This is a genomic window from Methylobacterium sp. FF17, from assembly GCF_025813715.1.
GTDB lineage: Bacteria > Pseudomonadota > Alphaproteobacteria > Rhizobiales > Beijerinckiaceae > Methylobacterium > Methylobacterium flocculans.
In genome coordinates this window covers 5,473,548-5,484,396 of the sequence record NZ_CP107532.1, presented here as the reverse complement: position 1 = coordinate 5,484,396, position 10,849 = coordinate 5,473,548, and the positions used below count along the sequence as shown (strand labels likewise).

Here is a 10,849-nt window from a genome sequence, read left to right as displayed (position 1 = left end):
CATTCGACCATCCTGAGGGCGAGCGTCCGCGTGGACCGGGGGGTCCGAGACAGCCGTGTCCCTGCCCGCCGCTCGCGCAGGCAACGCCGCCGAAACCGCTGATCGGGTCGTGCTTGCGGCTAGGACGTCGTCCCGGAGAGAGGGATGGCGACGTCGACCCTCAGGCCATCCGGATCGAAGGCGATGTCCACCTTCGCGCCGATCTGCTGGGTGAGCACACGGTTGAGGAGTTGCGAGCCGAACCCCTCCCGCGTTGGCAAGGCGACCGGAGGGCCGTCGTGCTCGTTCCAGGTCCAATGCAACATCGGGCCGCTCGGGCCTTCCTCGACCGACCAATCGAGCTCCAGGCAACCATCCGGATCGGCCAGGGCGCCGTGGAGTACGGCGTTCATGGCGAGCTCGTGCAGCGCCATGCCGACCGGCACGGCCAACTCCGACGGGAGGAGCACGTGGGGGCCGCGCATCGTCACGCGCCGGCGTCCCGCCTCGTCGTAGGCCTTGAGTTCAGCGGTCAGCAGATCCTGGAACGCCACGGCCTGGGTGCGGTCCTCCGTGATGAGCGCATGCGTCTTGGCGAGCGAGGCGATGCGACCGGTGAACGCCTGACGGAACTCCGCCAGCCCGAGGGACGAGCGCAGGCTGGCGTTGAGAACCGCCTGGACGGTGGCGAGCGTGTTCTTCACGCGATGGTGGAGCTCGCGCACAAGCAGGTTCTGGCGGTCCTCCGCCGCATGCCGCTCGGTGATGTCGCGCTGGGCGGAAACCCAGCGCACGATGCGGCCTTCCGCGTCCCGCACCGGCGTGATGAGCCACTCGACCATGTAGGTCGAACCGTCCTTGCGGTAGTTGAGCGCCTCGCCCTGGAACGGCTCGCCTGCCGCGAGCGCCCCGTGCATGCGGTTGAGGACGGCCCGGTCGGTCCGGGGTCCCTGAAGGATGCGCGGCGTGCGGCCCAGGACCTCGGACGCCCGGTAGCCGGTCATGCGCGAGAAGGCAGGGTTGGCATACTCGATGCGCGGGCCCGGCTCGTCGAGCTCGGCCGAGGTGATCAGGATGGCCTCGCCGGAGGCCTCGATGGCGGCGAGGAGGACCTCCAGGTCCGGACGGGGCGGTCCCGCGTCTTCGTGCTCCACCAAGTCCACCCCCGTGTCGGCCCGCCGCCCGGGGGCCTGCCGTTCAACCGACGAGCGGGGCGTCGGTTGCCAAGACGCGTGACCAAAGCTGGGGACCGCCAAGGTCCGGGCGCGTTGTCACCCGCGGCGTAGGTTCGGCGTCGGCCAGGGAGCATCGAGCATGGAACAGGGTGTCGCGACGGCCGTCCTCTGCATCGTCGGCGGGGGCGTGGCCGCCCAGGTGCTCGCCGCGCGCCTTCGGATACCCGCCATCGTCCTCTTGCTCGGCCTCGGGTTCCTCGTCGGACCGATCCTCGGGTTCCTGCATCCGACCCAATCGTTCGGGCCTAACCTGCGGGCCCTGATCGGCCTCGCCGTCGCCATCGTGGTGTTCGAGGGCGGCCTGGCACTCGATCTCCGCGAGCTCCGGGCCGCCGGCGGAGGCGTGCTGCGGCTCACCGCCATCGCGCTGCCCATCAACTTCGTGCTGGGCACCCTCGCCGCGCACCTCATCGGCGGGATGCTGTGGGGGCCGTCCGCCGTGTTCGGCGCGATCCTGGTGGTGACCGGTCCCACGGTCATCCTGCCCCTCTTGCGCCATGCCAAGCTGGAACGGCGCTCGGCCTCGTTCCTGAAGTGGGAGGCCATCGTCAACGACCCTATCGGCGCGATCCTGACCGCCATCGTCATCGAGATCCTGGTCGGCTTCCCGCACCGGTCGGGCGAGGAAGCGATGACCGGCATCGCGCTCCGCCTGGCGGAAGGCGCAGGAGCGGCGACGGTGCTCGGGGTCGGGTCGGCTTTCCTGGTTGCCTGGGCGTTCCGGCGCGACCTCGTGCCCGAGACGCTGAAGACGCCCTCGCTCCTTGCGCTGGCGCTCGTCGCCTACGCGGCCCCGAACCTCCTGATGCACGAGGCCGGCCTCATCGGCGCGACCGCGTTCGGGGTCGCGCTCGCCAACCTCCACGTGCCCGGCATCGCGGAGCTGAGGCGGTTCAAGGAAGCCCTCGTCGTCCTGCTGGTGTCCTGCCTTTTCGTCGTGCTCACGGCCGACCTCGACCTCGCGGTCCTGGGCAAGCTCTCCCTTCCCATCCTGGCGCTGACGGCCGCGACGCTGTTCCTGGTACGACCCGCCGCGATCTGGCTGGCCACCTGGCGCAGCGACCTGACGTGGCGCGAGCGCCTGTTCGTCGGCTGGATCGGGCCGCGCGGCATCGTGGCGGCCGCGGTCGCCGGACTTGCAGGCCCGAGGCTGAGCGAGGCGGGGTTCGCCGGGGGCGACCTGATCCAGCCCACGGTGTTCGCCGTCATCGTCGCGACGGTGCTCGCCCATGGCTTCACGCTCGGACCGCTGGCGCGTCGGCTCCGGCTCTCGGTGGCCGCGGACGCCGAGCGCCTGGCCATCGTCGGCGCCTCGCCCTGGTCGACCGCGCTCGCCCTGGCCTTGCATGGGGCGGGCGTTCCGGTTCTACTGATCGACACCTATCCCGGCGCCCTGCAGGCCGCCCACGTCGGGGGCGTACCGACGTTGCAGGCCGAACTGCTCTCGCGACATGCCGAGGAGGGCTTGGCGGACCAGCCGCCGGACTACCTGCTCGCGGCCACCCGCGACGAGCTCTACAACGCACTCGTCTGCACGCGGCTCGCACCGGAGCTCGGCCGGGAGCGGGTCTACCAGCTCGCGCCGTCGGCCGATCACCTGCTGCACGCCGAGACCGGCGTCAGCCGGGACCTGCGCGGCAAGGTGCTGGGTGGCGGCGACCTCGACTTCCAAAGCCTCAGCGAACGGCACGCGGCCGGTTGGCGGTTCGAGGTGGTGGCGGGCGGCGCCGCGACAACCCACGGCGTGCCGTGCCTGCTGGTGATTGGGTCGGACGGCAGCCTCGGCTTTCCGTCGCCCGAACACGGGATCATCGAACCCACCGCGGGCGACAGGCTGTTGCTGCTCCGCCCGCCGCAGGAGGCACAGCGCACGCCGAGCCGCTCGGTCGCGCTCACGGGCGCGAGCTGAACCCGAGGCCGGATTCGATGACGCGGGCCGACTTCTTGACGCGGTCCGACGCGGATGCAACGTCCAGGGAAAGCCGGCCCTGCCGATGTCCTGCCCACTTGCAGACACGAGACGAGGATCGGGCGCTTCACCTTGGGGGTGCATGAATGTCAAGCAGCGGCAACGGCGGCGGGAACGACGACACACCGTTGAGGCCTGCGGCCAGACCCGTCCCCGTCGCTCCGGGACCGGGCGGAACCGGCGGGGGCGGGGGTGCCCCTGCGGGCACTCCCTGCAACATCGTCGAGCGGACGAAGGTGAACTCCCCCGACCCGACGGTCAGGTCCACGCTCCGGAACGGGGACATCCTAAGCCTGGAATACGATCCGGGGCCGCCCAAGAGGCTGCTTATCCGCACCGCTGCGGGCGCGATCCTCGGGTCGATCACCTCGCCGTCGATGCCGCAGCTGATCCAGTGCATCGGGGCCGGCTTCCAATACGACGTCGTGATCCTGAGCATCCTCGGAGGACTCATCGACGTGCAGGTCCAACCCCGATGACGAAGCTGACCATCGTGGGCGGCGTCTACCGCGAGCGCTGTTCCTGGCCGGAATGGGATCAGGTCTTCGGGTCCGGAGGGCGAGCCGCCGCAGCCCTGGGCGGCATCGTGACCGACCTTGAACTCGTGACGTACGCCGAACCCGGCTTACGAAGCCACTTCCTACAATACGCGGAACTTTACGGTTTCGCCCTCCGGACACAGGAGGCGTCGCAGCGGATCTCGTTCGACTACGTCCATCCCATGTCCATGCCCGTGATCAGGCCCTCGCCCGTGCGGATCGGCCGTCTTGCACCCCTTGAGGTCGACGGCGACGTCGTCCTCCGCTTCGGGATGATGGAGACTACGGCCAAGGTGTCCGCCGATTGCTGCGTCTACGATCCCCAATCGGCCTTCGCACCCGAGGCGTTCTCCGCGAACGGAAGCACCGCACGCCGGCTCGCGGTAGTTGCCAACCGCGGAGAGATCCTTGGCATGGCGGGCGGAGCGGATACGGAGACGGCGGCGCGCCGGATCCTGGCCACCGAGGGCGCCGAGGTCGTGGTCGTCAAGTGCGGAGCGGACGGCGCGTTGGTGGTGACCGCCGACGGAGCCACCCGGGTCAGCGCCTATCGCTCCGAGCAAGCCTTCACCATAGGTAGCGGGGACGTGTTCGCCGCGACCTTCGCGGCGTGCTGGGGCGTCCGCGGCATGGATCCGAACACGTCCGCACGCATCGCCTCGGTGGCGGTCTCCGAGTACGTATCCAGCCGAAGCCTTCCGATCCGGGATCCGGGCCTCCTGACTGGTGCGAGCCCACCTCCGTTGGTGGCCAAGCCTGGCGAGGTTTACCTGGCGGGCCCCTTCTTCACGATGGCGCAGCGGTGGCAAGTCGACGAGGCACGTCGATGCCTTGCGGAAGTCGGGATGAGCGTGTTCTCGCCGTTCCACGACATAGGCCCCGGGTTGGCGGGGGACGTCGCCCCAGCCGACATCGAGGCGATCAGGCGCTGCGATGCCGTCTTCGCGATCCTGGACGGCCTCGATAGCGGAACCATGTTCGAGGTCGGGTTCGCCAGGGCCATCGACAAGCCCGTCTACGCCTTCGCCCAGGCCGTCAAGGACGAGGACCTGAAGATGGTCGTGGGGTCGGGATGCCTGGTGCACGACGACTTCGTGACGGCCATCCATCATCTGGCTTGGCGGCCGTGAGCGCGGCATTGCTCCTGTCCGGCGGCATGGACTCCGTCGCCATCGCGTATTGGAAGCGTCCCGAGTTCGCGGTCACCATCGATTACGGCCAGCTTGCGGCCCCTGCGGAAGTGCGGGCGGCCACGGCGGTCTGCGAGATGCTGGGCATCGCGCACCGCGTCGTCCGTGCGAACCTGGCGGCCCTCGGCAGCGGCGACATGGCGGGCCGCCCAAAGATCGGCGTGGCCCCGCTTTCCGAGTGGTGGCCATACCGGAACCAGATGGTCGTGACCCTGGCCGCGATGGCTGTCATCCCGCTCGGCGTCACCCGCCTGATGATCGGGACGTTGGGTACGGACGGCGAGCACGTCGACGGGCAACCCGCTTTCATCGAGCGCCTCGACGGCCTCCTTCGCATGCAGGAAGGCGGCATGTCACTCGAAGCCCCTGCCATCGGAATGAGCGCGGCCGAGCTCGTCCGGCGGGCGGGGGTACCCATCGATGTCCTGGCGTGGTCGCATTCCTGCCATCGCTCCGATTACGCCTGCGGTGAATGCGGAGGCTGTCGAAAGCACTACCGGACCATGGAAGCCATCGGTGCAGGTCCTTACTGACCGATGCTCGACAGCAGCTCGAACGGATCGTCCGACCGGTGCCGTGGATCACCTGCATGCATCCGGGGTGCGCCGGGCGAGGGCGGCGGGGCGGTTTCCATGAGCCAGGGATGCCCGCCGTGACGAACAGCCGGCTCTCCCGACAGGGCGATGTGCGGCCGCGCGGATCCATGCTCCCCTTCGACACGGTGACGTGGCCGGTCACGCGGTCCTTCGGGCTCGGGAACGTCGTGCCGCCGATGCCCTCGAACTTCATGGAAGTGCTGGAGACGCGATCCTCGGAGCGGCACCTCTCCCGCGCTCCGCTGAGGGAAGTGGCGAACCTCCTGCTCGTCGCCGCGGCGGCACGGCATGCATGGGGAGTGTCGCCGCGACGCTCCTTGCGTCCCTCCCATTCGGCCGGCGCGATCCATCCCCTCTCGGTCCTCGTAGTCAGGAGCGGGCCGAAGCCCCGCATACTGAGGCTCGATCCCTTTGCCGCCCGCATCGAATTCCTGCGCCCCGAGCGCCCGAAGCGTTTGGTGGACTTGGTGGACGCAGCGAGCCGCATCGTTCCGTCCGCGGCCGCGGATATCCTGGTCCTCGCGGCCGATCCTGCCGTACCGAACGCGATCTACGAGGAAGCCGTCTCCCTCGTCTGGCGGGACGCGGGAGCCCTCATGCAGACGATACACCTCTGCGCAACCGCGTTCCGCCTGGGCCTCTGTCCGATGGGCATCCTCGGGCATGAGGCGTTGGAAGCGGTCTTCGGTGATAGCACGGCGCTTTTCGCAGCGGGATCCGCCGTCGTCGGACGCCCGATCACGCATCCCTGAGATGGGAGCCCACGTCCTCGCATCGAGTCCTCATTCCCGTATGGGAAAGCTCAGACCTTGAGGCCAGGGTACGCGACGGTCAGGCGTAGCGGAGCAGCCGCATGTATTGCCACACAAGCGCGTCGAGCAGCGAGGCCGGTGCATTCACCGCCGACGCGAAGCGGATGAATCGGCCTTCCATGGCCAGGTAGTCCCGCTGCGGCGTCTCATGCGCGGCGAAGAGCCCGAGCATCTGCCCGGCGCGAAGGATGTGGACGTCGAGCACGGCGACGTCATCGGACCCTCGGTGGTTCCGGACGATCCACGAGGCGGTCTTCGGGCCGATGCCAGGCAGGGCCATCAAGGCCTTACGAAGTTCGATATCGCCCAGGTCTTCCTCGTCGATACGGCCCAGGCCGTCGAGGCAACCAGCCAGGTAGACGGCCTTCTGACGGGGAAACCTGTAGTGCATCGGCCTTCCGCCGACCGAAAAGGGTTCCGCCAAGTGCCGCTCGATCTCCGCGGCTCCGGCCGAACCGTTCAGCAACGCCCTGTCGCGAAGCCTCCGGAAGGCAGCCAGCCCAAGCTCCGCCTTCATCCCATAACCGCCAAGGAGGCAGGCCGTGGTCTCCTCGGCCAAGGACCGCCCCAGCCTGAGCGAGCGGAATTGGCCATGCAGGGACGCCTGCCACGCCTGCCCGCACCAGTAGGCGGCCGTGAACAGCGCATCGAAGGCCCCCCACCGGATGCCCGGCATGATGAGTTCGCTGCAGGGCGGCATCTCCAGGCGATGGGTCCGGTCCCCCACGACGGTGAACATCGTCTGCATCGGCGTCGCTCCGTTGCCTTGTAACCCTGGATATGCATTTTATGCGTTATGAGGAAAGACACAAGCGTCGACGCGCTCCTGAATCAGCTGAATTCGTTGGCGGAACGGGACGATTGGACTCAGTCGGAGATGGCGGAGCGACTGGGCATCTCCCAAGGACAGCTATCGAAGGTCCTTCGTGGTCGGCATCGTCCGGGGCGTCGCCTGACAGCGGCGATTGGCAAGCTGATACTTTCCGATGAGCAGCCGTTCGACGCTTGGTTAAGCTCCGTTTCCACGGCTGCCAGGACGTCCGCCGACTTCCGCGCAGCGATTGATGCCATGCTACGGGTTATGCGTTCTCATGCGCTTAACGCGGCGGAGGGAGACCGAAGGGACTGAAAAGGACGCGGGCTCGGATCCTTTGCCCTGGTTCGGGGGCCTGTGGGTGCAGGGCCAAGTTGGAGCGCAGCAGGGGACCGGCAACAGCGTGGAACCAGCGGCGCAACCTTCGCCCCGAGGATGTTGAACTCCACATCACGCTCCACCGTCATCCCGTTCGGGTGACGCCCGCATGACCATAGTCGCCGGAACGCCGGTGTTGACTTGGGCCGTCAGTGAGTGGTGCCGAACGCCAGCGGCGCAACGAACCGCAGGGCGCCCGCCATTCCGAGTTGTCGCGCCTCATTCCCGACGAAGGCGGAACGATGCTGGGACGAGACGGCCCAGGCGTCGAGGAATCGGGCCAGGTGGGGGCGCTCGGAACCTTCCCGCCGCAGGTAGCTCATGAGGTCGGAGACGGCGCGGTCGTGGGCCTCGGCGTTGATCCTCCCCGTGAGGAAGCACCAGCGGAAGTAGAGCGCGACGAGATTCAGGGTATCCGTCTCGCAGTAGGCGCGGACGCGCCCGATCTCCCCCGCCTCCACCATGGCGGCGACGTTGGACCCGTGCTCGCCCAGCTTCCCCGGCATCCCGATCAGCGCGGCGCCCTCGTCCAGGGTCAGCTTGGAAGAGCTTCCGAAATCGGCCATGGCCTCCATGACGTCCGCGTGCCAATCCAGGGCGTAACGGTACCCGTAGCCGCTCCACTTGGTCCCCCTGCGGAACCAAGCCGGCGTGCCGATGCCGTGCCGCATGGACCTCATGAGCAGCGTCGGGATGTCGAAGCCGCGCCCGTTCCACGTGACCACACGGAACCGGCCGCCCTCGAAATATTTCCAGAACGCACGCAGGAGACGCTCCTCGCACCACCCTGCGTCTCCGCCGCTGCGGCAGGACCGGATGCGGTATTCCTCAGTCCCGTCGCAGCCGTTCCTGTGGATGCTTGCCTCGACGAAGGAGATCGCGACGACGCGGTGCCAAGCCGGCTTCGGGAACCTGTCCGCGGGCCAGTCCGGTGGCAGCAGCTCGGCATCGACGACGGTCTCGATGTCGAGCGCAAGCAGGGCATCGTGCGGAGCCGACCCATCGGCGCGCTTGGTACCCGCGGCCGGTTCGTCGCCGTGCCTCGGGAGGTCCATGCGCTCCGGCGCCGCGCGGTCGAACAGCGTGGGTCCGCCGGGCAGGGGTCCGTGGCGCAGCCGGGCATGCCCGGTCCTGATGCGTCCGGCGCCGCGCGCGATTGCGTGTGACGACATCTCGATCTCCTCCTGGCCTGCCATGGGAAATCCGGGATCCGGTCCCGGAGCGTTCGTTCACTTGGAAGGTGGCTGCACCGCACCGCGCCCCGGGGGCCTCGGGCGACCGGGCTTGCGTCCGCCGGACGGCCGGGCGGGGCCCGCGAAAAGGTCCCGTACCTCGGCGTTCCCCAGGTGGCCCGAACGGAACAGGGCTTCCGCGATGCGTTCCAGCGCGTGGCGTTCCGTCCGCATCAGGTCCATGGCGCGCTCGTAGGAACGGTCCAGCCTGCCTTGGATCGGGCGGAGCAGCCAGGGCATCCTGGCTACGTCGACCTCGCCGTCGGGCCCGAGGCTGACGAGGGGGAACTCCGAGGAGAACCCCAGCCGGGCCTCCATCAGGGCCGCGCACCGCGTCGCCTCGGCAAGGTCGCCGGCGGCCCCGGCCGACACCTCGCCGAGCATCACGGCCTCCGCCGCACGGCCCGCGAGGGCAAGGAGGAGGAAGCCCTCGAAATCGGACTCGGTCTGGCTGAACGATGCCGCGTCAAGGCTGATCACGGACAGGCCGCCCGAGGCCTGGACCGAAAGCGCGACCTCGTCGAGGTTCCCCCCCGCCAGGGCCGCGACGGCATGGCCGGCCTCGTGCACGGACGCCCGAAGGCGCATCGCCTCGCCGAGCTGCGGCGTGCCGTCGGCGGCGGCGAGATCCTCCACGGTCAGCGCCGCGCCGTTCCGCCGCCGGGCGACGCCGCGCGCGCGCCTGACGAGGGCCTCGACATCCGCCCCGGTCGAGCCTCGCAGGCGCAGGGCGAGGGGCCGCAGGTCGACGTCCGGCAAGTCACCGCCGAGGTAGTGACGCAGGATTCCCTGGAGGTCCTCCAGGTCCGGCGGGTCGATCCGGATGTGCCGGTCCAGCCGGCCGGCACGAAGGATCGCGGGATCGATGCGGCCCGGATGGTTCGTCGCGCCGATGACGACGACGCCCTCGCGGGACACCGCCCCGTCGAGGTGCTCCAGCAAGGCATTGACGACCTGGCTGCTGTAATCCCTGTGATGCTCTGGGAAATTATTCCTGCTACCGAAGCTGTCGAGCTCGTCCACGAGGACGATGCACGGCGCCCGGCGCGCCTTCTCGAAGAAGGCCTTCATGGCGGCGAGCGTATGGCCGAGATGGCCGTCCCGCTCCGCCTGCCATTGGCCCAGGGACCCGGCCAGAAGCGGCAATCCCGCACTCCTGGCGAGCGCCAGGGCGAACCGGGTCTTTCCGCAACCGGGGGGACCGAAGAGGAGGAGGGCCGTCTCGCAATCCGAGAACCGGATCCTCTTGTTCCTCCAAAGACGGAGATCCTCCACGAGGGCGAGGCCGAACGTCCGCGCCTCGCCATACCCGTGCATGTCCTCCAACCGCGGTCCTGCGCAGAGGTCGGAGGTTCCGGAGCTTACGAGCGACTCCAGCCGGTCCAACGCGCCCGCGGCCCCTCGGTCGGCATGAACGGCCAGGCGAAGGTCCGTCGGGGTGCATGCCTCGGCGAGGGGACCGGCCAGCTCCCTGTCGGGGATCTCCCCGGTGACGGCCTCGACGACGAGGCCGACGGCGGAGGGATCGAGGGGGAGGACGTCGACCCGGTGCTCGGCCGCGCGCACGAGGTCCCGCGGCAGGGTGCGGTTCGGGTCGACGGCGATGCCGATGACGGCATGCCGCGATTGCGCGGCCTCTCCGACGGCGTCGTTGCCCTTGTCGGGCCGATGGCTGGTCGACGAGCCGTCGCGTGCGAACAGCATCGCCTCGCGCCGTGTCGTGCCGCCGTGGTCGAGGCGCGAGACATCGCCGTTCCCCACCCTGCATGCGGCGCCGAGCGCGCAGACCTTGACGGCATGCTCGACGGCCGCGACCCACTCTCCGGAGGGAACCGCGATGGTCACGAGGGGGGCGCCGCGCCGCAACGCACGCAGGAGGCCGGGCTCCGCCTCGATGGCCCGCGCCAGCATCACCGCCGCGGCCACGGTCCCGGCCGACAGGGTCGGTGGCGCGTCGGTCCCGGGATGTCCCGGCATGCCCTGCATCCCGTCGATGTCCTCGTCCGCGGCCAGGACGACGAACTCGCGTTCGTCGGTCGACTCACGGCGGAGAAGGTCGATGAAGGTGCGCGCGAGGCCGTCTTTGGTGATGCCGCTCATCGTGG

9 protein-coding genes are annotated in these 10,849 nt (G+C 69.2%); 5 read left to right on the top strand and 4 right to left on the bottom strand.

Going from position 1 to position 10,849, the window contains the following annotated elements; translation table 11 throughout:
- Nucleotides 1-119: 119 nt before the first annotated feature.
- Nucleotides 120-1,133 (bottom strand): HWE histidine kinase domain-containing protein, encoded by a 1,014-nt coding sequence (locus tag OF380_RS26090; protein WP_264048538.1) that lies wholly within the window; start codon nucleotides 1,131-1,133, stop codon nucleotides 120-122.
- A gap of 160 nt (nucleotides 1,134-1,293) precedes the next feature.
- Here OF380_RS26090 and OF380_RS26085 point away from each other — a divergent pair, with 160 nt between their 5' ends.
- The 4 genes from OF380_RS26085 (at nucleotide 1,294) to OF380_RS26070 (ending at nucleotide 6,260) form a co-directional block, all read left to right on the top strand.
- Nucleotides 1,294-3,123 (top strand): cation:proton antiporter, encoded by a 1,830-nt coding sequence (locus tag OF380_RS26085; RefSeq protein WP_264048537.1) that lies wholly within the window; start codon nucleotides 1,294-1,296, stop codon nucleotides 3,121-3,123.
- Between the two features lie 535 nt (nucleotides 3,124-3,658).
- The gene (locus tag OF380_RS26080) at nucleotides 3,659-4,852 is read left to right on the top strand and encodes a PfkB family carbohydrate kinase (RefSeq protein ID WP_264048536.1); all 1,194 of its coding nucleotides are present in this window, start codon (nucleotides 3,659-3,661) and stop codon (nucleotides 4,850-4,852) included.
- Nucleotides 4,849-5,445 (top strand): 7-cyano-7-deazaguanine synthase, encoded by a 597-nt coding sequence (locus OF380_RS26075; protein ID WP_264048535.1) that lies wholly within the window; start codon nucleotides 4,849-4,851, stop codon nucleotides 5,443-5,445. The genes OF380_RS26080 and OF380_RS26075 overlap by 4 nt, the downstream gene beginning before the upstream one ends.
- Nucleotides 5,446-5,555: 110 nt before the next feature.
- Entirely contained in the window at nucleotides 5,556-6,260 is a 705-nt protein-coding gene (locus OF380_RS26070; protein ID WP_264048534.1) for a nitroreductase family protein, read from the top strand.
- 79 nt (nucleotides 6,261-6,339) lie between these two features.
- Here the strand turns inward: OF380_RS26070 and OF380_RS26065 are convergent, their stop codons facing one another.
- A complete protein-coding gene (locus OF380_RS26065; protein ID WP_264048533.1) occupies nucleotides 6,340-7,068 on the bottom strand; it encodes an 8-oxoguanine DNA glycosylase in 729 nt (242 codons plus the stop codon).
- Between the two features lie 48 nt (nucleotides 7,069-7,116).
- Between OF380_RS26065 and OF380_RS28845 the strand changes: the two genes are divergently transcribed.
- Nucleotides 7,117-7,449 (top strand): helix-turn-helix domain-containing protein, encoded by a 333-nt coding sequence (locus tag OF380_RS28845; protein ID WP_404810514.1) that lies wholly within the window; start codon nucleotides 7,117-7,119, stop codon nucleotides 7,447-7,449.
- A gap of 212 nt (nucleotides 7,450-7,661) precedes the next feature.
- Here OF380_RS28845 and OF380_RS26060 read toward each other — a convergent pair whose 3' ends face one another.
- The gene (locus tag OF380_RS26060) at nucleotides 7,662-8,684 is read right to left on the bottom strand and encodes a 3'-5' exonuclease (protein ID WP_264048532.1); all 1,023 of its coding nucleotides are present in this window, start codon (nucleotides 8,682-8,684) and stop codon (nucleotides 7,662-7,664) included.
- Between the two features lie 57 nt (nucleotides 8,685-8,741).
- Entirely contained in the window at nucleotides 8,742-10,844 is a 2,103-nt protein-coding gene (locus OF380_RS26055) for an AAA family ATPase (protein WP_264048531.1), read from the bottom strand.
- Nucleotides 10,845-10,849 lie beyond the last annotated feature (5 nt).